20 protein-coding genes, 1 tRNA gene and 1 riboswitch are annotated in these 21,466 nt (G+C 72.6%); of the genes, 6 read left to right on the forward strand and 15 right to left on the reverse strand.

The window, feature by feature from the left end; genetic code table 11:
- Positions 1 to 16: 16 nt before the first annotated feature.
- The 3 genes from ACFVGY_RS17030 to ACFVGY_RS17040 are packed head-to-tail and all read left to right on the forward strand — an operon-like array spanning position 17 to position 3,527.
- A complete protein-coding gene (locus tag ACFVGY_RS17030; protein WP_385677438.1) occupies positions 17 to 2,272 on the forward strand; it encodes a hypothetical protein in 2,256 nt (751 codons plus the stop codon).
- Positions 2,273 to 2,331: 59 nt separating this feature from the next.
- Positions 2,332 to 3,285, forward strand: coding sequence for a hypothetical protein (locus ACFVGY_RS17035; protein WP_385677441.1), 954 nt, complete (start codon positions 2,332 to 2,334; stop codon positions 3,283 to 3,285).
- Positions 3,286 to 3,341: 56 nt separating this feature from the next.
- Positions 3,342 to 3,527: a hypothetical protein gene (locus ACFVGY_RS17040; RefSeq protein ID WP_385677444.1), complete on the forward strand. Its 186-nt coding sequence runs from the start codon at positions 3,342 to 3,344 to the stop codon at positions 3,525 to 3,527.
- An 84-nt stretch (positions 3,528 to 3,611) separates the two neighbouring features.
- Here ACFVGY_RS17040 and ACFVGY_RS17045 read toward each other — a convergent pair.
- A tRNA-Pro gene (locus ACFVGY_RS17045) sits at positions 3,612 to 3,685 on the reverse strand.
- A 145-nt stretch (positions 3,686 to 3,830) separates the two neighbouring features.
- Here ACFVGY_RS17045 and ACFVGY_RS17050 point away from each other — a divergent pair.
- On the forward strand, positions 3,831 to 4,532 hold the full coding sequence (locus ACFVGY_RS17050; protein ID WP_385677446.1) for a transketolase: 702 nt from the start codon (positions 3,831 to 3,833) through the stop codon (positions 4,530 to 4,532).
- Positions 4,533 to 4,544: 12 nt separating this feature from the next.
- Entirely contained in the window at positions 4,545 to 5,441 is an 897-nt protein-coding gene (locus ACFVGY_RS17055; protein ID WP_385677449.1) for a transketolase family protein, read from the forward strand.
- A 15-nt stretch (positions 5,442 to 5,456) separates the two neighbouring features.
- On the opposite strand, the gene ACFVGY_RS17060 is transcribed toward ACFVGY_RS17055, so the two are convergent.
- The 9 genes from ACFVGY_RS17060 to ACFVGY_RS17100 form a co-directional block, all read right to left on the reverse strand.
- On the reverse strand, positions 5,457 to 5,597 hold the full coding sequence (locus ACFVGY_RS17060; RefSeq protein ID WP_385677452.1) for a hypothetical protein: 141 nt from the start codon (positions 5,595 to 5,597) through the stop codon (positions 5,457 to 5,459).
- A 57-nt stretch (positions 5,598 to 5,654) separates the two neighbouring features.
- On the reverse strand, positions 5,655 to 6,206 hold the full coding sequence (locus ACFVGY_RS17065) for a GAF domain-containing protein (RefSeq protein WP_385677455.1): 552 nt from the start codon (positions 6,204 to 6,206) through the stop codon (positions 5,655 to 5,657).
- Between the two features lie 15 nt (positions 6,207 to 6,221).
- Complete coding sequence (locus ACFVGY_RS17070; RefSeq protein WP_385677458.1) at positions 6,222 to 6,845, reverse strand: ATP/GTP-binding protein; 624 nt, start codon at positions 6,843 to 6,845, stop codon at positions 6,222 to 6,224.
- Positions 6,823 to 7,164: a DUF742 domain-containing protein gene (locus ACFVGY_RS17075; RefSeq protein WP_385677570.1), complete on the reverse strand. Its 342-nt coding sequence runs from the start codon at positions 7,162 to 7,164 to the stop codon at positions 6,823 to 6,825. The genes ACFVGY_RS17070 and ACFVGY_RS17075 overlap by 23 nt, the downstream gene beginning before the upstream one ends.
- A gap of 77 nt (positions 7,165 to 7,241) precedes the next feature.
- On the reverse strand, positions 7,242 to 7,730 hold the full coding sequence (locus ACFVGY_RS17080; RefSeq protein WP_385677572.1) for a roadblock/LC7 domain-containing protein: 489 nt from the start codon (positions 7,728 to 7,730) through the stop codon (positions 7,242 to 7,244).
- A gap of 35 nt (positions 7,731 to 7,765) precedes the next feature.
- Positions 7,766 to 9,841 (reverse strand): ATP-binding protein, encoded by a 2,076-nt coding sequence (locus ACFVGY_RS17085; protein ID WP_385677461.1) that lies wholly within the window; start codon positions 9,839 to 9,841, stop codon positions 7,766 to 7,768.
- Positions 9,842 to 10,187: 346 nt separating this feature from the next.
- Entirely contained in the window at positions 10,188 to 11,390 is a 1,203-nt protein-coding gene (locus tag ACFVGY_RS17090) for an MBL fold metallo-hydrolase (protein ID WP_385677464.1), read from the reverse strand.
- Positions 11,391 to 11,634: 244 nt separating this feature from the next.
- Positions 11,635 to 12,423 carry an SGNH/GDSL hydrolase family protein gene (locus ACFVGY_RS17095; RefSeq protein WP_360623251.1) on the reverse strand — a complete coding sequence of 263 codons (789 nt, stop codon included), beginning with the start codon at positions 12,421 to 12,423 and terminating at the stop codon, positions 11,635 to 11,637.
- 180 nt (positions 12,424 to 12,603) lie between these two features.
- On the reverse strand, positions 12,604 to 13,617 hold the full coding sequence (locus ACFVGY_RS17100; protein ID WP_385677467.1) for a peptidoglycan DD-metalloendopeptidase family protein: 1,014 nt from the start codon (positions 13,615 to 13,617) through the stop codon (positions 12,604 to 12,606).
- A gap of 4 nt (positions 13,618 to 13,621) precedes the next feature.
- Positions 13,622 to 13,824: riboswitch (cyclic di-AMP (ydaO/yuaA leader) on the reverse strand.
- 311 nt (positions 13,825 to 14,135) lie between these two features.
- Here ACFVGY_RS17100 and ACFVGY_RS17105 point away from each other — a divergent pair.
- Positions 14,136 to 14,954, forward strand: a complete 819-nt coding sequence (locus tag ACFVGY_RS17105; protein WP_385677470.1) for a tyrosine-protein phosphatase — start codon at positions 14,136 to 14,138, stop codon at positions 14,952 to 14,954.
- Positions 14,955 to 15,038: 84 nt separating this feature from the next.
- On the opposite strand, the gene ACFVGY_RS17110 is transcribed toward ACFVGY_RS17105, so the two are convergent.
- The 5 genes from ACFVGY_RS17110 to ACFVGY_RS17130 all read right to left on the reverse strand — a co-directional run bounded on the left by ACFVGY_RS17110 (position 15,039) and on the right by ACFVGY_RS17130 (position 21,465).
- Complete coding sequence (locus ACFVGY_RS17110; RefSeq protein WP_385677473.1) at positions 15,039 to 16,433, reverse strand: aspartate aminotransferase family protein; 1,395 nt, start codon at positions 16,431 to 16,433, stop codon at positions 15,039 to 15,041.
- The gene (gene hpnH / locus ACFVGY_RS17115; RefSeq protein ID WP_385677476.1) at positions 16,430 to 17,470 is read right to left on the reverse strand and encodes an adenosyl-hopene transferase HpnH; all 1,041 of its coding nucleotides are present in this window, start codon (positions 17,468 to 17,470) and stop codon (positions 16,430 to 16,432) included. The genes ACFVGY_RS17110 and hpnH overlap by 4 nt, the downstream gene beginning before the upstream one ends.
- Before the next feature lie 5 nt (positions 17,471 to 17,475).
- On the reverse strand, positions 17,476 to 18,141 hold the full coding sequence (locus ACFVGY_RS17120; protein WP_385677479.1) for a 1-hydroxy-2-methyl-2-butenyl 4-diphosphate reductase: 666 nt from the start codon (positions 18,139 to 18,141) through the stop codon (positions 17,476 to 17,478).
- Positions 18,141 to 20,231 carry a squalene--hopene cyclase gene (shc, locus tag ACFVGY_RS17125; RefSeq protein WP_385677482.1) on the reverse strand — a complete coding sequence of 697 codons (2,091 nt, stop codon included), beginning with the start codon at positions 20,229 to 20,231 and terminating at the stop codon, positions 18,141 to 18,143. The genes ACFVGY_RS17120 and shc overlap by 1 nt, the downstream gene beginning before the upstream one ends.
- A gap of 130 nt (positions 20,232 to 20,361) precedes the next feature.
- Positions 20,362 to 21,465, reverse strand: coding sequence for a polyprenyl synthetase family protein (locus tag ACFVGY_RS17130; RefSeq protein WP_385677576.1), 1,104 nt, complete (start codon positions 21,463 to 21,465; stop codon positions 20,362 to 20,364).
- Between the last annotated feature and the right edge of the window lies 1 nt (position 21,466).

Below are 21,466 nucleotides of genomic sequence, written 5' to 3' on the forward strand. Positions count from 1 at the left end.
GACGTACCACGAAGTGATGACGACTGACCTGAGCCTGCTGACGACAGCCGCCGGCAAGTGGGACGAGATGGCGGGCGAGCTGAAGAAGGTCGAGACGCGTTACGGCGACAGTGTCCAGAAGATCACCATGGGGCCCAGCTGGAGTGGCGTCAGCGTCGGCGTCGCCCGGACGAGCTTCGACGCCACGCGGTACGAGTTCTCAGCCGCCCAGGTTCAGGCCAAGGCGGTCGCGAGCCTACTGCGGGATGCCCACGCCCAGTTCGCCGATCTGAAGAAGCGGGTCGAGTCGGCGCGCGACGACGCGATCAAGGCGGGTATGACCGTCTCGGAACAGGGCACGGTCGCATTCGACTACGCCAAGCTGACTCCCGCCGAGCGCAGCGCCTACCACCACGACCCGGACGGCCAGACCACCATCCGTGACGCGGTCAACACGTGGCAGCAGCATATAAACGACCAGGTCAAAGCCGTCTCCGAAGCCGACCAGGGAGTCAAGCTCGCCCTTGAGGCCGTCGTGGTGGACAGCAACAAGGACGCCTTCGGTAAGGGCAACGACGGCACCCTGAACGGCTTCAACGCTGACGCACAGGGCGACATCGAGGTCTACGAGGCCCGCAATGCCGAGGACATCGCCACCCGCATCAACAGCGGCGAGAAGGTGTCGGCAGCCGACCATGCCGAGCTGGACCGCTCCTTCCGCGACAACGCCAAGAGCACTGAGTTCAACCAGACATTCCTCAACGGGATGGGCGCGCAGAACACTCTCAAGTTCACCAACCGGTTGGCCGACCTCGCCTACCAGGGCGACGAGAAGGGCAAGCAAACCTATCTGGACCTGCAGAAAGGTCTCGCCGACTCCCTGTCCAACGCCATGCAGGACCCGAAGTCGAAGTTCTACAAGGACTTCCGGGAGCAGCTGAAGAAGGCGGGCGTCGAGAAGTTCGACCTCAAGGAGGCCGCCGAGGGTCCGAACTCCATCAGCCGCGGCCGTGGGCAGCAGGTCCGGGGCTATCAAAGTCTGATCACGCTCATGCAGAACGGCGACGGGTACTCGGCACCGTTCATGCACGACCTGGCGGACGACATCCGCTCGGCGGAGGACAAGAAGCGCGGCGGCGACCCGAACATCTGGGACCTGCAGGGCGACTTCAGCGGCAAGGGCGGGGGATGGTTCGCCAACGACCCGCTCGACGGTCTCCTCGGCATCATGTCCAAGGACCCTGCGGCAGCCACCTCCTATCTCGACCCGGGTCCGGACCACAAGAACGACAACCTCCAGTACCTGCTGAAGGAACGCGACTGGAAGTTCAACGACACGCCCGTCTGGCACGGCAACATCGAGACGCACAGCGATACGGAGAGCGAGGGCAAGGACGCGCGCACCGGCCTGGGACTCCTCCTCGAATCCTCGACGACCGGCCACACACCGCTCGGCCCGAACCAGGACCCCTGGCCGGCGACCCCCCACACCGAGGGCCAGGCACGCATCATGCACGACGTGATCGGCGGACTCGAACCCGGCCAGAGCGTGCACGAGAACATGCGCGAACCGCTGGCCCGCGCCCTGGCCACGTACACCGCGGACACCCACGAAATCCTCGGAGGCCTGGACTCCAAGTACATCTCCGCGGCCGGGACCGGGTATTTCCAGGACGGCGACGAGATCCACATGACTGTCAGCCAGAAAGACCTGGTGCAGTTCATGCGCGGCCTCTCGGAGGACCCGGAGGCGTACGGAACGCTCCACAAAGCGGAGTCCCGGTACATCGATCTCTCCCTGGAGGAGATACCCAAGGGGGCGCAGGGGGCGGAGCTCACCAACCCGATCAACAAGGCGGGCACGGTTCTGGGCGTCATGAGTTCCATCCGGGAAGACGTGATCAACGACGGTCGGATGGCCGGTTACAGCGAGGCCGACTGGAAGGCGAAGCTCGCCTACCACGTGATCGGCGGTGCGGTGACTCCCCTGTACGTCACCACGGCGGGCGGTGTCTCCATCGCGTTCGGCGACTCGATACAGCGCGGCGTGGACACATGGGCCTGGGAATGGGGGAACCGGATGAAGGGGGAGATCGATGCCAAGGCCAACCCTCAGATCGCGGACGAGTACCTTTCCGTCAATACGCAAGCGCCGATCTTGATCCGTGAGTGGGCCAACGATCGTGCGAACATCGCGGAGAGCGACGTTCAGGACTACACCCGGGACGTCCTCGAAGGACGTGTCCGGGGTACCGAAACTGCACACAAGTACCTGACCGACACGACCAACTGAGCAGGCAGCGAAGGATGGCAGTGGGGACAGTCGTGACGGGGAGGAACAGGTGCCGAGCCGTGCCGGTGAAAGCGCTGACGGCCGCCGGAGTCTGTCTTGCGTTGCTGGGCGCCGCCGTGGCGTGGCTCCTGCTCGGGCGGGAGACGTCTCCCCGCTGCAACGGCCTGGCAGAGAACGCGAGCGTCCAGAAGTCGATGGGGGCCGCCATTCAGCCCGGGATGAGCTGCGCGGCACTGGGGGAAGCCATCGTGAAAGCGACCTCGGGCGGCGAACCGGGCCGTCATACCCAGGCACAGGCGCAGGTCATGAAGGACGTCCTCTTCGCGCTCGGCCGGGTGCAGCCGAAGAATGTCGACCTCGACCCCGCGCTGAGGGTCCCGCTCGCGACTGCCCTGGCCGACTACGGACCTGACCTGCACGAGATGCTCGCCGGTTTCGACAGTGAGTACGTGCTGAAGGCGGGCCACGACACGCCGCCCTGGGAAACCGGCGGTACCTACCACCTGTCGGTCTACGACAGCATGTTCCGCAAGACCCTGCGAGCGGTGGCCGAGGACCCCCGGGCCTACGCGGTACTCCGGATGGCAGAGACCCATACCACGGCCGAGCGGCTCGCCGCCGTCCCTGCGGACACGACCGGCAGACAACTCTCGCTACAGCCGACGAGGAACGCCCGCGCTCTCGGCATCCTGGACGGCATCGCCGACGCAGCTGCCGGCCAGGACGCCCAACAGGCCCGGAAATGGCACGACACGGTCTTTGGCCGCCTGTTGAACGAGCAGGGCCCGGCGCGTGCCTACCCGGACGATCCGGCCGGCCACCTCACCGCCGCCTGGCTCCAGCAGCTCAAGAACACCCCCGACGAGGAACGCCCGGAGCGGATGCGTGGCCAGGGCCACGACATGGCCCGCGCCTGGGCACAGGCACGCAACATGGACGAACGGGTCCGGCAGGGCCTGCTTGCCGAAGTAGAGCGCAGTGAGATGCTCGCCTACCGGGAAATGAAGCCCTGATTCCTCGCCCACTCTTCGGGGAGGTTCCGGGGTGCTCGGAGGCGACGGGGCGGCTGGTGCTCCTCGACGAGCCGGGACGGACACAACTGGCGTGCGATGCGTTCCGCGACGCGGTCATCACCTCGTTCGCCGCACACATCGACGCCGCGACCACGGCCCACGCGCACCACACGGCCCCCGACCTACGTGAAGCATGTGGACTGGGGCCGCGGCGGACCGTGCCGCCCGTGACCGCCAACTGACGCGGTCAAGCACGCTGGTCCCAAAAATGACCAAGGGGCTGTTTTGGAATATCCAGAACAGCCCCTGATCGCGACTCTTTCGAGTCGGGACGACAGGATTTGAACCTGCGACCCCTTGACCCCCAGTCAAGTGCGCTACCAAGCTGCGCCACGTCCCGATGCCCGCTGACCTGGGGTTTCCCCCGGTTGAACGCGCACGAGAACAATACCGCACTTCCTGGGGTGGTCGCGCGCGGGTTCCGGTCGCACGTCGCGGGATTCCGAGGTTGACCTCAATCGCGGTTGAGGTTGCAAGATCACTGTATGACACAAGGAACCGCGGACACGGAGTTCCGCCACCAGGACCTGCGGCGTCTCATGGCGCTCATGACCGGGGCCGAGAAGCACGGGCCGGCCGCCACATCCACCCTCGACGTGCTGTGGGTGCTCTACGACCGGGTGCTGCGGGTCGGGCCCGGGACCGCCGAGGACCCCGCGCGGGACCGCTTCCTGCTGTCCAAGGGGCACGGGCCGATGGCGTACTACGCCGTGCTCGCCGCCAAGGGCTTCTTCCCCGTGGACTGGCTCGACGGCTTCGGCTCGTACGATTCCCCGCTCGGCCACCACCCCGACCGGGTGCTGGTGCCCGGCGTCGAGATCGCCAGCGGGTCGCTCGGGCACGGGCTGCCGCTCGCCGTCGGCAGCGCCCTCGGGCTGCGGGCCCAGGGGCTGGCCGATCCGGCGGTGTGGGTGCTGATCGGCGACGCCGAGCTCGACGAGGGCAGCAACCACGAGGCACTGGCGTACGCGGGAGCGGCCGGGCTGGAGCGGCTGCACACCGTGGTGATCGACAACGACTCGGCGACCCACGGCTGGCAGGGCGGGATCGCCTCCCGCTTCGAGGCGGCCGGCTGGTCCGCGGTGACCGTGGACGGGCGGGACCACGAGGCCCTGTACGCCGCCTTCACGGCACCGCATCCGGGACGGCCGCACGCCGTGGTCGCACGCGTCGAGAAGAAGGCCTGAGGGGGAGAAACCATGGACAACATGCGGGAACGGTTCATCGCGGTCACGTCGCGACTGCTCGACGAGGACCCCCGGCTGGCCCTGGTGCTGGCCGAGATCAGCATGGACGGGTTCCGGCCCGCCCGGGAGCGCCATCCGGACCGGGTGCTCAACGTCGGCATCCGGGAGCAGCTGCTGGTCGGGGTGGGCGGCGGGCTCGCCCTCACCGGCATGCGGCCGGTCATGCACACCTTCGCGAGCTTCCTCGTCGAGCGGCCGTTCGAACAGCTCAAGCTGGACTTCGGTCACCAGGGCACCGGCGGGGTCCTGGTCAGTGCGTCCGCCAGCTACGACTGGCCGGCCGGCGGCTTCACGCACATGTCCCCGGGTGACGTGGCGCTGATGGACACCCTGGACGGCTGGACGGTCCACGTGCCCGGCCACCCGGACGAGGCCGAGACCCTGCTGCGGCACGCTTACGCGGCGGGCGACGACAAGGTGTACGTCCGGCTCTCGATGCAGTCGAACGCGGCCCCGCGCACGGTGGACGGTCTGCGCATGCAGACCGTGCGGGAGGGCGCTGCCGGCGTGGTCGTCGCCGTCGGCCCGCTGCTGGACGAAGTCCTCGCCGCGACCGAGGGGCTGGACGTGACGGTGCTGTACGCCACCACCGTACGGCCCTTCGACGGCGCGGCGCTGCGCGAGGCCGTCGGCCGGGCCTCGGCCGACGTCGTCCTCGTCGAGCCGTACCTGGCCGGCACGTCCTCGGCGGCCGCCGCGCAGGCGCTCGTCGACAGGCCGCACCGGGTGCTGGGGCTGGGGGTCGGCCGGGCGGAGCTGCGCCGCTACGGCACGATCGAGCAGCACACCGCGGCCCACGGTCTGGACGCGCGCTCCCTGCGGGAACGGATCACCGCGTTCCTGCGGTGATCCCGCCCCGCGCGGTCACTCGCCCGACAGCTCCGGGTGGGCCTCGGTCAGGCGCTTGGGGGCCGCCTGCCGCCAGGCGTCGACCAGGATCGCCCGCAGCTCGGCCGTGGCCTCCAGTGCCCCGAAGCGGACCCGGTCCGGTCCGGTCCGGTCCACGGGTCCGCGTCAGTGACCGGGGCGTGCGACACCGACAACCGCCCCGACGGCGGCCGTTCAGCCGGCCCGCGCCGCGTCCTCGCGGGTGCGGAGGAGGTCCGCGAGTTCCGCCGCCAGGGACTTCACGGTCGCCAGGCCCTCCGTACCCCACCGGCGCGGCTCCACGTCCACCGCGCACACCGTGCCCAGGACCATCCCCTGCCGGTCGGTCAGCGGCGCGCCCGCGTAGGACCGCACCCCGCTCTCGTCGACCACGGCGTTCCCGGCGAACCGCGCGAAGTCCCGTACGTCCTCCAGTACCAGCGCCCGCCGCCGCACGACCACGTGCGGGCAGTACCCGTGGTCCCGCGGCAGCACCCGCGCCGGGTAACCGCTGGGCTGCGCGTCGGGCGCGTGGTGCAGGCCGGCGAAGAACTGCCGTTCCTCACCGACGAAGTTGACCCCCGCGTACGGGGCCTGCAGCACCTCGGCGATCCGCCGGGCGAAGGCGTCCAGCGCGCTGTCCGGCCGTTGCCCCAGGCCCAGTTCGCGGAGCCGGACGGCGCGCGCGGGTGCCTCCCGGTCCACCGGCGTGAGCAGCAGGTGTCCGGTCGACTCGTAGTACGTCATGACGGTTCCCCCCATTTACGAAGACCGATCCGGCCGCTGTGGTGCGGCCAGGGACAGCAGATGGTGGACGAGGGCGGCCAGCACCCCCGTCCCGGAGCCCGGCAGCCGCGCGTCGCACCGTACGACGGGAACGCCGGACGCGAGGCCCACGGCCTCGCGGACCTCCTCCGCGGTGTAGCGGTGGCCGTCGTCGAACTCGTTGACGGCTACGACGAAGCCGATGCCGCGCCGCTCGAAGAAGTCCACGGCCGGGAAGCAGTCGTCGAGGCGGCGCGTGTCGGCGAGCACGACGGCACCGAGCGCCCCGATGCACAGCTCCTCCCACAGGAACCAGAAGCGCTGCTGGCCGGGTGTGCCGAACAGGTAGAGGACGTGGCGTTCGTCGAGGGTGATCCGGCCGAAGTCGAGCGCGACGGTCGTGGCCGTCTTCGTCTCGACGCCGTCCAACGGGTCGGCGGCCTCGCCGATGCCGCTGAGCAGCTCCTCCGTGCACAGCGGTTCGATCTCGCTGACCGCCCCGACGAAGGTCGTCTTGCCCGCCCCGAACCCGCCCGCGACGAGGATCTTCAGCGTCGCGGGCAGGGCGGCCGCGGCCGCGCGGGAGTCGGTACGGGTGTCACAGTCGTCGGCGTAGGCCATCGAGCACCGCCCGGAGCAGGGTCTGGTCATCGGCTGCGGCGAACGTTCCGCCGCCCGGGAACCGCGGCGCCTGCGCCGTGACGGCCCCGGATTCCATCAGGTCGGACAGCAGCACCTTCACCACCACCGCCGGGAGCCGCAGCTGCCCCGCCACCTCGGCGACGGTGACGGCCGCGGCGCCCGCGCACAGGCGTAGCGCCAGGGTGTGCTCGGCGCCGAGGGCGGTACGCGGCCGCACGCCGGTCGCGGTCACCAGGGACAGCAGGTCGAGGGCCACGGCCGGCCGGGTCCGCCCGCCGCTGGCCGTGTACGGGCGCATCACCCGCCCGGCCGAGTCGTCGAGCCAGGGCGTCGTCTCGCGCGGGGCTCCCCTGCCGTGCGCGGCCCGGGCCCGCTTCACTCCCGGCCGGCGGCGGGCCGCCGCGGCGGGGCCGCCAGGTACGGTCGGACGCTCTTGACCAGCATCGCCATCTCGTAGCCGAGGACGCCCGCGTCGGCCTCCCGGTCGGCGAGGACGGCGAGGCAGGTGCCGGATCCGGCGGCCGAGACGAAGACGAGCGCGGTGTCGAGCTCGACGACCACCTGCCGGACCTCCGCGCCGCCACCGAAGCGGGATCCGGCGCTGCGGCCGAGGGAGTACAGGCCGGAGGCCAGCGCCGCCAAGTGGTCGGCGCTGTCGGCGTCGAGGCCGTGGAGGCAGGTGACGAGGCCGTCGGCGGTCAGGAGCACCGCGCTGCGGGTGTACGGGACCCGCTGGACGAGGCCGCTGAGCAGCCAGTCGAGATCGGAGAGCCGGCCGGCCGCCGTGGTCGGGGCCGGTGCCGCCGGTGCCGCCGGTGCCGGGGCCGCTGTCGGGGCCGTCGTGGTGGCCGTTTCGCCGCCCATGGTGGTGCGCTCCTTGCCGGGGTGGGGGTTCGGGGTCATGCGTCGTTCTCCGACTGGGCGAGGCCGAAGCCGCGCCGGAAGGCGGCCATCAGGCCCGGGTCGTGAACGGGCTGGTCGGGGGCGTGGGACCGGCGCGGGGCGGGGGCCTCCCGCAGCTCGGGGGCCAGGTGGGCCTGGGCCCGCCGACGGGGCAGCGGCGGCCGGTCCGGGTCGGTCCGGGCGGCCGGCACGGACGCGGCCGGGGGCGCCGACCCCGGCACCCGCGGCGGCGCATCCCCTGCCGGACCTCCTGCCCGAGCCCCGGCCACCGGCCAGGGGTCCGCCGGGTGCGCGCAGAGCCGCGGATCCGGTCCGAGGCCCGTGGGACCGGGCCCGCAATCCGGCCTCGCGGCCGGGAGGGGCGCCGCCCGTCCCGCACCGGGCGCCCCCGAGGCGGCCGCTGCCGCTCCCGCTGACGGGGCCTCGGCCGCGTACGAAACCTGCGCCGCCTGCGGTGGCTGCACCGTCGTGGCCGAGGGTCCCTGGGCCGGGGCGGGAACCCGGGTCGGGGCCGGGGCCGGAGCCTGGCCCCAGGCAGGAGCCGGAGCCTGCGTCTGGGCCGGGGCCGGAGCTGAAGCTTGGACCGGAGCCGGGTCCTGGACCGGAGCCGCAGGGGAGGCCACCGGGCCCGTCGGCTCCGTACGGCGGGGCCGCGGCCCCGGGGCAGCCGTCGCCCAGGCCGGTGCCGTCGGCCGCTGCGCGGCGGGCTCGGGTCGGGGCACGGACACCCGGGCGGGCTCCAACGGCGGCATCCCGGGCCCGGGCCCGGAGTCCGCCCCGGCTACGGCCCCGTGGCCGAACCCGGCACCGGCTCCCTGGCCGGTCCCCCACGAGGCGGCCCGGGAGCCGCTGAGCGCGTCGGCGGTGCCGGGTGCCTCCGCGCCGAGTAGGTCCTGGGGCAGGACGAGCACGGCGAGCACCCCGCCGTAGATGTTGGACTTGAGCTCGACGGCGATCCCGTGCCGCCGGGCCAGTGCCGAGACCACGTACAGGCCGATCCGCCCGTCCGCCAGCAGGTGCCGCACGCTGACCTGGTCTGGATCGACGAGGAGGGCGTTCATCCGGTGCTGTTCCGCGGCCGGCATGCCCAGCCCCCGGTCCTCGACCTCCACCGCGATGCCGGCGGTGACCCGCTCCGCGCGCACGACCACGTCCGTGTCCGGGGCGGAGAACACCGTGGCGTTCTCGATCAGCTCGGCGAGCAGGTGCACCACGTCGGCGACGGCGTGGCCGCGGACGGTGCCCCCGGCCGGCGGCACCACCTTGACCCGCGTGTACTGCTCGACCTCCGCGACGGACGAGCGCAGCACCTCGCTCAGGTCGATGGGGCGGGTCCACTGGCGACGGGAGCCGGCGCCCCCGAGCACGGCGAGGTTCTCGGCGTGCCGGCGGATCCGGGTGGCCAGGTGGTCGACGTGGAAGAGCTCCTTCAGCAGGTCGGGGTCCTCGACGGTGTCCTCCAGCCCGTCGAGCAGCGAGATCTCGCGGTGCACGAGGGACTGGAGGCGACGGGCGAGGTTGACGAACACCTCGACCTTCCGGTCGCTGTCGGACGGGGCGGCGGGCCCGGCCAGCCGTACGAGGGCGGCGTGCGCCTGCTCCCGCGCGCCGCGCAGCTCCTGGGAGAGCAGCCAGAACTCGTCGACCCGTCCGGGGTCGGTGCCGGGCGGCGGTGCGGTCGGGCCGCCACGGACGGGCCGGGCCGGCTGCTCGCCGCGCTCCAGCCGTTCCGCGCTGGTCCGCAGCTCCTGGCGGCCCCGCGCGCTGGAGCGGCGCAGTGCCTCGCAGCGGTCCCGGACCGCCTTGGCGGTGCGCTGGGCGCCGAGCAGGGCGGCGGTGAGCGCGCCGACGACGAGCAGGGCGCAGCCGAACAGGACGGGCCACAGTCGGGCGTCCCGGTGCCCGACCCCGCCGCCGAGCTGCAGGGTGAAGATCACCGCGGCGGCTCCGCTGAGACCGGCGGCGAGGGTGGGCAGCACGGCGGCGCGCACCATCTGGGGCCGTATCTGCCGCACCGGACCGGTGGCGGCGTGTCTCGACGGGGCGTGGCGGGCGGCGCGTAGTCCGGACATCGGCGTCCTCTGGCGTCCTCATACGTGGGCCCGGGCCTCCAGGGGTGCGGGGGCCCGGTGTTGATCACCGGATACCCACGCTAGACCGCAGGATCCCGCCGCTGACAGCCAGTTGGGGAACTTCACCGGGGTGCTTCCCGCTCCCGAGGGGGCGCTCGTACGGCAGCCCGAATCCGCCGGGAGCGCATGTTCGGGGCCGCCCGCACGCGGCCCCGGTGCGCCTTCCCCCGCCGCGCCGCACGGGGAGACCGCGCCGCACGGGGAGGTCGCGCCGCACGGGGAGGTCGCGCCCTCCCGCCCGCGCGGCGGCCGGGGCCGTCGCCTCACCCCCGCGCGGGCGGGGCCGTCACCTTTCGCCGGCGAGGTCCAGGTCACGCTCGGCCGGAGGGGCGGCGTCGGCAGCCGCCGGGGCCGCCGCCGCGGGCTGCCGCCACGGGCGGTCGATGGGCCGGGCCACCGGGCGCCACCAGGGGTCGGTGGGGAGGACGCCGCCCGGCTCGAACGGCTCGCCGGGCCGCGGGACGGCCACGGGCTGTTCCGCTTCCGCCGCGGCGTCGAGGGTCCACTCGCCCGGCTCCGCCCACGGGTGGAACGCGAGGTTGAAGGTCCCCCAGTGGATCGGCAGGAGCACCCCGTGCGGCGTGGCTCCCTGGAGGTCGAGGTGGGCGCGGACGCCCTCCTCGGGGGTCATGTGGATGTCCGGCCAGTACTCGGAGTACGCCCCGATCTGGATCATGGTCGCGTCGAAGGGGCCGTGCTCGGCGCCGATGTCCTTGAACCCGGGGAAGTAACCCGTGTCACCGCTGTGGAAGATCCGGTGCTCGGCGCCCGCGACGACCCAGGAGGCCCACAGGGTGTGCTGTTCGTTGCGCAGCCCGCGTCCGCAGAAGTGGCGGGCGGGCGTGGCCGTCAGGGACAGTCCGGCGATCTCGGTGGACTCGTTCCAGTCGAGCTCGCGGATCCGGTCCGCGGGGACGCCCCAGTGTTCCAGGTGCGCGCCGACGCCGAGCGGGACGGCGAAGACCGTGTCGGTGCCGGCCAGCTGCTTGACGGTCGGCAGGTCGAGGTGGTCGTAGTGGTCGTGGGAGATCACGATGGCGTCGACCGGCCCCAGGGCGGCCAGCGGCACCGGCACGGGGTGCAGCCGCTTGGGCCCGGCGAAGGGGAAGGGGGAGCAGCGCTCGCCCCACACCGGGTCGAACAGGACGCGGCGCCCGTCGATCTCGGCGAGGACGCTCGAATGCCCCATCCAGGTCAGGCGCAGCCCGCTGGCCGGCGGCTTCGCCAGGTCGGCGAAGGTCGTCGGGTGGACGGGCACGGATGCGGCGGGGCTGCGCCGGATCCGCTGCTCCTTGTGGAAGTAGACCTTGGCGAACTCCACCAGGGAGCCGGAGGGCCTGGTCCGGGCGCCGACCGGGTTCCGGAAGGAGCCGTCGGCGAAGTTCGGCGAGCGCCGGATCCGCTCCAGTCGTGCGCCGGACGGATCCGCGCCGAAGGCTTCGGGGCGCAGGGCGCGCAGCCGGGGACGCAGGGGACGGGAGCCGGTCAAGGCGCCTCCTGGGACGGTGGGGCGGGGTGGTCGCGGGCCGTGGCGGAGGGCCTGCTCCCTACTGGTCTACCACCAGCAACGCGGGGCGGCCCCGGAGGATTCCGGGGGCGCGCCCGCGCGGAACCCGCACCGCGCCCCACCACCCCCGCACCACCCCCGCGGCAGCCTCACCGCCCGGCCCGCGCCGGCCGCGCCGCGGGGACCTGCGGCAGCTGCGCCGCCCGCGCGGAACCCGCCCGCCGGCCTACAGCGGCAGCAGGTCCGGCCGCTTCGCCTCCACGTGGTCCCCGGAGGACTCCCCGCGCAGCCGCCGACCGATCCACGGCACCAGGTACTCCCGGGCCCACTGGATGTTGTCGCGGGTCACGTCCACCGAGCCGCGCGGCTGCTGCGGCGGCCACGGCTGGTCGGGGTCGGCCGGCACCTCGAGCCCGAGCACCTGGGCGGCGCGCAGCGCGACCCGGGTGTGCCCCTCGGGCGAGAGGTGCAGCCGGTCCTCGTCCCAAGCCCGGCGGTCCTGTACGGACTTCAGCGACCAGAGGTCGAGGACCGGGCAGCCGTACCGGTCGGCGATGGCGCGCACGTGCGCGCTGTACGTGGCGACCTTGCCGCGCAGGTGTTTGAGGACGGGCACGCCTCGGGTGTCGAAACCGGTGGTGATCATGACCTGGCCGCAGGAGGCGGTGAGGTCGGCGACGGCGGCCTCGAACCGCTCGGCGACGGCGTCCGGGTCGCTGCCGGGCCGGATGATGTCGTTGCCGCCCGCGCAGAAGCTCACCAGGTCGGGGGCGAGTTCCTTGGCCCGGGGAACCTGCTCGGCCACGATCTGGTCGAGCAGCCGTCCGCGCACCGCGAGGTTCGCGTACCGGAGGTCGCCCTCCGGGCGCTGGTCGGCCAGGAGCACGGCCAGCCGGTCCGCCCACCCGAGAAACGTCCCGTCGGGCCCCGGGTCCCCCACACCCTCCGTGAAGCTGTCCCCGAGTGCCGCGTACGAGCCGATGGTCCGGTACGTCTGTTCTGTCGTCTCTGTCATCGTCGTCGCTGCCACGGGACCATATCCTTCACCGCGGGACGTGACCTACGCCACCGTAGGCAGGGGTTGACGGACCGTGATCTATACCACCCGGTCGGTGTGGAATAACAGCGCGTGAGGCCGGGACCCCCCTCGGGTCCCGGCCTCACGCGGGTCCGTCGCCTCCGGCGGCGCGAGCCGTCAGATGGTCACGCCCTTGGAGCGCAGGTAGGCGATCGGGTCGATGTCCGAGCCGTACGAGGGACCGGTGCGGATCTCGAAGTGCAGGTGCGGGCCGGTGGAGTTGCCCGTGGAGCCGGAGAGGCCGATGGTCTGACCGCCGCTCACGCTCTGGCCGACCGAGACGGAGAGTTGGGAGAGGTGGCCGTACTGGGAGTACTTGCCGTCCGCGTGCCGGATGACGACCTCGTTGCCGTACGAGCCGCCCCAGCCGGCGGAGACGACGGTGCCGGCGCCGACGGCCTTGACGGTGGTGCCGGAGCTCGCGATGAAGTCGACGCCGGTGTGGTAGCCGCTGGACCACATGGCGCCGGCGGTCTTGTACTGGGTGGAGACGCCGCCGGAGACGGGGGCGGTGAAGCCCGCCGCGGTGACCGCGCCGGCGGCGGTGCCGGCGGCCACGCTCTTCTTGGCGGGCGCGGGCGCGGGCGCGGGGGCGGCGCCGAGCGGGGAACCGGTGGTCGGGTCGGCCGGAGCGGTCGGGTCGGCCGGGGCCTTCTTCTTCGGCTTCGGCGCCGGCGCGGGCTCCTCGGCCGGCGCCTGCTCGGGAGCCTGCGCGCCCGGGGCGCCCGGGGCGCCGAGGGTCAGCTCCAGGCCGGGGTGGATCAGGGAGGGGTTGTCGCCGACGGCTTCGCGGTTGTCGGCGTAGAGCCGCTGCCAGCCGCCCTTGAGGTCGTGGTCCGCCGCAATGACGGAGAGGCAGTCGCCCGTCCGGACCGTGTAGACGGTCGCAGCGGCGGGGGCGGTGGAAGCGGCCACCCCTGCCCGGGCGGCAGCCGGGGCCTGCGGCGCTCCTGCCGGGACGGCGGAGGTGGCGGTCGGAGCGGCAGCCGGGGTGCCGGCCGCGTGGGCACCGGTGGCGCCCATCAGCGGCAGGGCCAGGGCCGCTCCGCCGGTGCCGGCGACGGCTGCGCCGACGAACCCTCGGGTGATGGAACGGGACTTCGGGCGACGGTGCTTACCCTTTGCCGGCATGGCGAATTCCTCTCCGGCGCCTGCGAGGTGAGCTGTCGGGTTCGGATGGGAGATGTCCGGCCGTCCGTGCACGTGCGACGCGGATGCACACGCGAAGTGAACGGAACACGTACGGCTTCACCCCTAGCCGCTCCGGAGCGGAACTCCGATGCAGCGGCCTACCTGGTTCCCCCGCTCCTGCCGCGCGAGTTCGGTCGATTGCTGTTTCCGGACGGCGGCAGGATTAGGCGGTCCATCCGGATCGGTCGCGAACGTAATCCAACGGGACCGTACGGAACAAGCCGTGAATTTCCTGACGGATTCACAGGGGCGGGATTTCGGCGGAATTCCGGTCACCCTGCGTCCATTCCCCACCGCCAACAACCGGCCCGGCCGGGCCATTCGGCTTTGACGATCAGGCACTCACGGTCACCGTATGATCTGGCTCACGGGGCTGCGCCCGATCTCGCCTCCGGCACCGGCAAGTTAGTCCCAAGCAGAGCAATTCGGACACTGAATGACGATGCGGAGGATTCCCCGTGACCCAGCAGATACCGCCCACCTCGCCGGACATACCGCTCCCCGAGCCCGCATTGTCCGGTGTGCGTAATTTCCGCGACGTGGGCGGCCTGCCGACCGCCGACGGGCGCAGGGTCAAAGCGGGACGACTCTTCCGAAGCGGACATCTGGCGCATGCCACTGAAACCGACACGGAATTCCTGGCATCGCTCGGGCTGCACACCGTCTTCGACTTCCGCAACGCGGCCGACCAGGCCCTGGAAGGTCCCGACGTCGAGCTCCCAGGGGTGCGCAACGTCAACGTCCCGCTGTCCGATCCGGCCGCCGGCAAGGAATTCTGGACCATGGTCCGCGACGGGAACGTGGGCCAGCTCCGCGGGCTCCTCGGCGACGGAAAGGCCTTCGCCCGGATGGTGAACTCGTACCGCGCGATGGTCGTGGACCGCACCGCCGAGCACAGCCGGGTCCTGCACGCCCTCGCCGAGGACAGCCTCCCGGCGCTCATGCACTGCGCGGCCGGGAAGGACCGGGCAGGCCTGTCGGTCGCCGTCACCCTGCTCGCGCTGGACGTCGAGCGCGACGCCATCGTCGCGGACTACCTGGAGTCCAACGCCCCGCACCGCCGCTACCGGGTCCGTCGCGGCAGCGACGCGCCCGAGGCCCGCTCCCCCGAGGTGATGGAGCTGCTCGCCCCGCTCTTCGACGCCCGCGCCGCCTACCTGACCGCGGCCTTCGACACCATCGACGAGCACTGGGGCGGCGTCGACCGCTACCTCGCCGAGGGCCTCGGCCTCACGGCCGGTACCCTCGGCCGGCTGCGCGAGCGGCTGCTCGACTAGCCGTCGTCGGGGCGACCACCGCCGTCGGCCACCGACCGCCGACGACCGCCGCCGACCACCGCCGGGGCAGGCCGGTCGGGAGGGTCACCCGCCGGCGACGGCCTGCCTGACCAGCGTCCGCCCGAAGTCCCACAGGAGCCCGCCGCCGGAGTGCGCCTCGTCCATCACCGCGCGGAAGGCGCCGACGAACCGGTCGACGTCCGCCTCGTCCACGATCAGCGGCGGGATCAGCTTGATGACCTCCAGGTGGTCCCCGGAGACCTGCGTCAGGATCCGGTGCCGCTGGAGCAGCGGCACCACCACCATCTGCGCGAACAGCCCCTTGCGGGCCGCCTGGAGCATGGTCCACCGGCTGCGCAGCCGCAGCGAGGACGGCCGGCCGAACTCGATGCCGATCATCAGGCCCCGGCCGCGCACCTCGTACAACAGCTCGTACGCGTCCACCAGCGCCGCGAGGCGCCCGCGCAGCAGGTCCCCCATCGCGCGGGCGTTCGCGACGACCGACTCGTCCTCCATGACGCAGAGCACCGCCAGTCCGGCCGCCATCGCCTGGGCATTGGACCCGAAGCTGGCGGAGTGCACCAGGACCCGGTCCATGGACGAGTAGACCTTCTTGAAGATCCAGTCGCGGCCCAGGGTGGCGCCGACCGGGACGTAGCCGCCCGACAGCGCCTTGGCCACGCACACCAGGTCCGGCTCCACGCCCGGCTCGTGCTGGTACGCGTAGAAGTCGCCGGTCCGTCCGAGGCCGGTCTGCACCTCGTCGGCGATCAGCAGCGCCTTGTGCCGGCGCAGCAGCTCCTGCGCGGCCGGCAGGAATCCGGGCGGGGCCGCGTGCACGCCCTTGCCCTGGATCGGTTCGACGACGAAACCGGCGACGTCGCCGCGCTTCAGCTCCCGTTCCAGCGCGGCCAGGTCCCCGAGCGCGATCCGGGTGTCGGGCAGGAGCGGCGCGAAGCCGTCCCGGAAGCCGGCCTCCCCGTTCACCGAGAGCGAGCCGGCGGTCAGCCCGTGGAAGGCGTGGTCGCAGTAGACGATCCTGGGCCGCCCGGTGGCGTACCGGGCGAACTTCAGGGCGGTCTCGACGGCCTCGGTGCCACTGTTGCCGAAGAAGACCCGGTCCAGGTGCGGGCTGTACGCCAGCAGCTTCTCGGCCAGCAGCCCGGGCAGCGGCTGGCAGTCGAACCGGGTCAGATCGGCGAGCCGGGCGTCGAGCACGTCGTGCAGGGCCCGGCGGACGACCGGGTGGTGGCGGCCCAGGCCCATCACCCCGAACCCGGCCAGCATGTCCAGGTAGTCGTTGCCCTCGGCGTCCCAGAAGTGCGCGCCCTCGGCCCGCTCGTAGACCTTGTCGAAGCCGATGGTGTGCAGCATGCGGGGCAGTTGCGGGTTCAGGTGCCGGGCGTGCAGCTCGTACCGCTCGGCACCGCGCTCGGCCAGCAGCGCCTTCAGGTCGAAGCCTCCGGAGCCGGCGGTCACGCCGATCCGCCGCGGTTGCCCCGGTTCCCGCTGATCGTGTCCCGGGCCGCGCGCAGGGATTCCTTGAGGGAGCCCATGGTGGCGAGGACGGCGGTGGGCTCGTAGCCGCAGTGCGCCATGCAGTTCGCGCAGCGCTCGTCCTTGCCGCGGCCGTACGCGCTCCAGTCGGTCTCCTCGATGAGCTCGCGGTACGTCGTCACGTACCCGTCGCTCATCAGGTAGCAGGGCCGCTGCCACCCGAACAGGGAGTAATTCGGAATGGCCCAGGCGGTGCACGGGAAATCGGCCTTGCCCTCCAGGAAGTCCAGGAAGAGCGGGGAGTGGTTGAGCCGCCAGCGGCGCCGGTTGCCGCCCGCGAAGGCCTTCCGGAAGAGTTCCCTGGTCTGTTCGACGCCCAGGAAGTGCTCCTGGTCGGGTGCCTTTTCGTAGGCGTAGGCGGGTGAGATCATCATTTCGTCGACCTTCAGGTCGTCATTCAGGTAGTTGAGGACCTCGATGACGGTCTGCGGGGTGTCGGTGTTGAAGAAGGTGGAGTTCGTGGTCACCCGGAATCCGCGCTCTTTCGCCTCCCTGATGGCGGCGACCGCCTCGTCGAAGACGCCTTCCTTGGCCACCGATTCGTCGTGGCGTTGACGCAGTCCGTCGATGTGCACGGCGAACGCGAAATAGGGCGACGGGGTGAACTTCCCGATCTTCTTGCGCAGCAGCAGGGCGTTGGTGCACAGGAAGACGTACTTCCGCCGGGCCACCAGCTGGCGCACGATCTCGTCGATCTGCGGGTGCATCAGGGGCTCGCCGCCCGCGATGGACACCATGGGGGCACCGGACTCCAGGACGGCCCCGACCGCCTGGGCCACTGGCATGCGCTGCTTGAGCACGCCGGCCGGGTGCTGGATCTTCCCGCAGCCCTCACAGGCCAGGTTGCAGGCGTAGAGCGGTTCCAGCTCGACGATCAGGGGGAACTTCTCGCGCTTGCGGAGCTTTTGTTCGAGCAGATAGGTCCCGACCCTGATGGACTGTCGCAGCGGCATGGCCATCTGGCTCACCTCCTGGGGAGCGGCAAAGAACGGTGCCAGTCATAGAACGCGGGCAGTACGGCACGCAGTACGCGGAAGGCCGATATTCCACCGCGGACCGTGCCGATACGGACGAGCTCGTGCTCCGGGGCGTCCACGACCACCCGGACGGCGGCAACCGGGCGGTGCGCACCGGGCGGGGCGGCCCGGACGGCCGTCCACAGGGTGGCCGCCGATTCCATGTCGACGCCGATGGCGCCGGTGGCGCGCAGCCGGGCGCGCTCCTGGCCCCGTACGACCCGGTCGGATCCGGTCAGCGTGCCCGTGTGCACGGTCCGGCCGGGGGCGGTCCGGGCCAGTGCCTCGGCGAGCAGGGACGTTCCCGCACAGGCGACGGTGCCCCGCGGGTCGCGGGTCTCCTCGGCGACGACCAGGTCGCCCGGGTGCATGCCCGGGACCAGCCCGGCGCAGAACCCGGTGGCGAGGACGGCGGCCCCCTCCGAGCCCGGTGCGGCGAGGGCCCGCAGGACGGCCCGCTCGGCGGCGCGCGGCCCCATCCCGGTGCGCAGGACCGTGTAGCCGAGGGGGGCGCCGTGAGCGCCGCCGCTGCGCAGGGCGGCCCGCTCGATGCGCAGGGCGCAGGCGACCAGCAGCGGCCGGGGCCGGGGGGCACCGGGCTGGGCGGCGGCCATCAGGGCGTCCCGGGCGCGAAGGGGTCCCCGTGCAGGTAACGGCCGAGCGCGGTGAGGGGGAACACCTGCCGGTACAGGTGGTAGTTGATGGAGAAGTCCCAGGGGAAGCCGGTGCCCGTGAAGTGCGGCTCGTCCCAGGAGCCGTCCGCCAGCTGGGTCCCGGTCAGGTAGGAGATGCCCCGTTCGACGGCCCGGCCGTCGCGCTCCCCCGCCGCGAGCAGGGCCATCAGCGCCCATGCGGTCTGCGAGGCGGTGGAGTCGCCGCGTCCCGCCCAGGCGGCCGGGTCCCGGTAGGAGCGCTGGTCCTCGCCCCAGCCCCCGTCGTCGTTCTGTACGGATTCCAGCCAGGCCACGGCCCGCCGGACCGCCGGGTGGCCGGGGGCGATGCCCGCCACGACCAGTGCCGGTACCACCGACCCGGTCCCGTACACGTAGTTGGTGCCCCAGCGGCCGAACCAGCTTCCGTTCGGCTCTTGTTCGGCGAGGAGCCAGGCGATGCCGCGCCGGGCCCGCGGGTCGGCGGCCCGGCCCTCCACGGCGAGCATCTCCACCACGTGGGCGGTGACGTCGGCCGAGGGAGGGTCGACGACCTCGCCGAAGTCGCAGAACGGAAGGCGGTTGGGCAGGGGGCTGGTGTTGTCCGCGTCGAAGGCGCCCCAGGCGCCGTTCCTCGACTGCATGCCGAGGGTCCAGGAGACGGCCCGGGCGATGGCGGCCTCGGCCCGGCCCGGGTCGGAGTGCCGGATCCGGCGCAGTGCGAGGACGACCTCGGCGGTGTCGTCGATGTCGGGGTAGGTGTCGTTGTGGAACTCGAACGCCCAGCCGCCGGGGGCGAGTCCGGGCCGGCGCACCGCCCAGTCGCCGGTCCGGGTGATCTCCTCGTCCAGCATCCAGTCGGCCGCCTTCACCAGCGCCGGGTGGTCGGGCGGCAACCCCGCGTCGGCGAGGGCGATGGCGGCGAGGCAGGTGTCCCAGACCGGGGACTGGCAGGCCTCGACCATCCGGACGGGTCCCGCGTCGCCCGGCCGGCCGTCGGGGCCCGGGGCGGTGTCCTCGCGCCAGACGGCGAAGCGGTCCAGGGATTCCAGGCCGGCCCGCATCACGGGGTGCCCCAGGTCGTAGCCGAGCAGGTGCAGGGCGATGAGGGAGTACACGGCGGGCGGCTGGATCCCGCCCCAGCAGCCGTCGTTCTCCTGCCGCTCGATGATCCAGCGGCCGGCGGTGGCCATGGCCGCCGCACGCAGCGGGCGGGGGGCGAACCGGCGGTAGACGTGCAGGACCTTGTCCATGCGCTGGAAGAGCCCGTACCAGGTGCCGAGCGGGGCGAGCCGTCCGGCGGGCACCGGGCGGCGGGCGTCGGTGTGCAGCTCGTCCAGGGCGAAGGGGGCGGGGCGCACGGGTCGGTGCGCGCAGACCACGGTCAGCGGGACGATGGTCTGGCGGGCCCAGCAGCCGAAGTCGTAGATGTTCAGCGGCACCCAGGGCGGCAGGAAGACCAGTTCGGGCGGGAGTTCGGGGAGGTGGTCCCAGCTCCACCAGCCGAAGAGCGCGAGCCAGATCCGGGTGAAGACGCGGGCTGCGGCGATCCCCCCGTGGGCGCGGATCCAGGCGGAGGCGCGGGCCATGTGCGGGGCGTCGGGGGCGTCTCCGGCCAGGCGCAGGGCGACGTACGCCTCGATGGTGGCGGAGAGTTCGGGCGGTCCGCCGTGGAAGGTGGCCCAGGTCCCGTCGGGGCGCTGTTCGCCGCGGATGTGCCGGGCCGCGGCCCGGGTGGTGGCCTCGTCGCGGATGCCGAGGAACTGGCGCAGCAGCAGGTCCTCGGCGTCCATGGTGACGTTGGTCTCCAGGTCGCCCTTCCACCAGCCGGCCGGGTCCTGCTGCCGGAGCAGGTGCCGTGTGGCGCGCTCGACGGCCTCGCGGACACCGGGCGGCGCCGCAGCCGCAGTCGCGGTCGAGACCGTGGTCGCGGCTGCGGCGGCGGTCGCGGCACCGGTCGCGGCTGCGGCGGTCGCCGCGGCGCCGACTGCGGTGGCGGTGGTGTCATCCGGATCGGCACCGCGGGGGCCGGCGCCGTCGGTCGTCGCTGTCATGGCTTCCCCTTAACGTGCAGTGGCTCGTGCTTCTGCTGTGCTGGGGTCTGCCGTCGGCCGGCGCTACGGGCTGGTGGCGCCGGGCGGCGACTCGCGCGTCATATCCGTACCCGGGTGACGAAGGCGGCGATCACCTCTTGCGTACGACGACGAAGTCGGCGAGGGCGACGAGCTGTTCGCGCACCCGCTGGGGCATGTCGACGTCGTCGAGGGCGCGGACGGCGATGGCATGCTGGCGGCGCGCCTCCTCGGCGGTCCACTCCCGGCCGCCCGCCTCTTCGATGAGGGCGGCGCGGGCCGCGAACTCCTCCTCCGAGAAGTTCTCGAAGTCGTTGCTCTTGGCGTCGGCGGCGAGCAGCTTGCCGAGCTTCTCGGCGGCGGGGCCGCCCGCCGCGAGGGCGGCGACGACCGGCAGGGACTTCTTGCGCTGGCGCAGGTCGCTCCAGGTCTGCTTGCCGGTGGACTCCGGGTCGCCCCAGATGCCGAGGAGGTCGTCGACGGCCTGGAAGGCGAGGCCGAGGTGGTAGCCGTACTCCTCCAGCTTGTCGGCCGTGCGGTCGTCCGCGCCGCCGAGGACGGCGCCGATGGAGATCGCGCAGGCGAGCAGGGCGCCGGTCTTGTTGCCCTCCATCTCCAGGCACTCCTCGACGCTGACGCGCTCGCGGTGCTCGTAGGAGATGTCCTGGGCCTGGCCGTCGATGAGCTTGCGGCTGGCGGTGGTCAGGCGGCGGGTGGCACGGCCCGCCTCGACGGTGCCGAGCTCCAGGAGCACCTCGTTGGCGAGGGCGAACAGCGCGTCGCCGACGAGGATGGCCTGGGCCGGGCCGTGGACCTTCCACACCGTGTCGCGGTGGCGGCGCTGCTCGTCGCCGTCCATCAGGTCGTCGTGCAGCAGCGAGAAGTTGTGGACGAGTTCGACGGCGACCGCACCGGGGATGCCCACCTCGGCGGGGGCCCCGGCGGCCTCGGCGGACAGCAGTGCGAGGGCGGGGCGGACGGCCTTGCCGCCGTCGCCGTCCGCGGGGTTGCCCTGGGCGTCGATCCAGCCGAAGTGGTAGGCGGCGACGGTGTCCATGGGCGCCGCGAGCCGCTCCACCGCGGCGCGCAGTGCAGGAGTGGACAGGGTGCGGCCGCGTTCGAGGAGGGCGAGGGTGTCCGCGACCTCCGTCTGCGTCGCTGCCGCCGCTCTGTTACCGGCTTCCGTGTTCTCGACGGCCGGATTCCCCGGGTTCACT

Source organism: Streptomyces sp. NPDC127106 (assembly GCF_042677605.1).
Classification (GTDB): Bacteria; Actinomycetota; Actinomycetes; order Streptomycetales; family Streptomycetaceae; genus Streptomyces.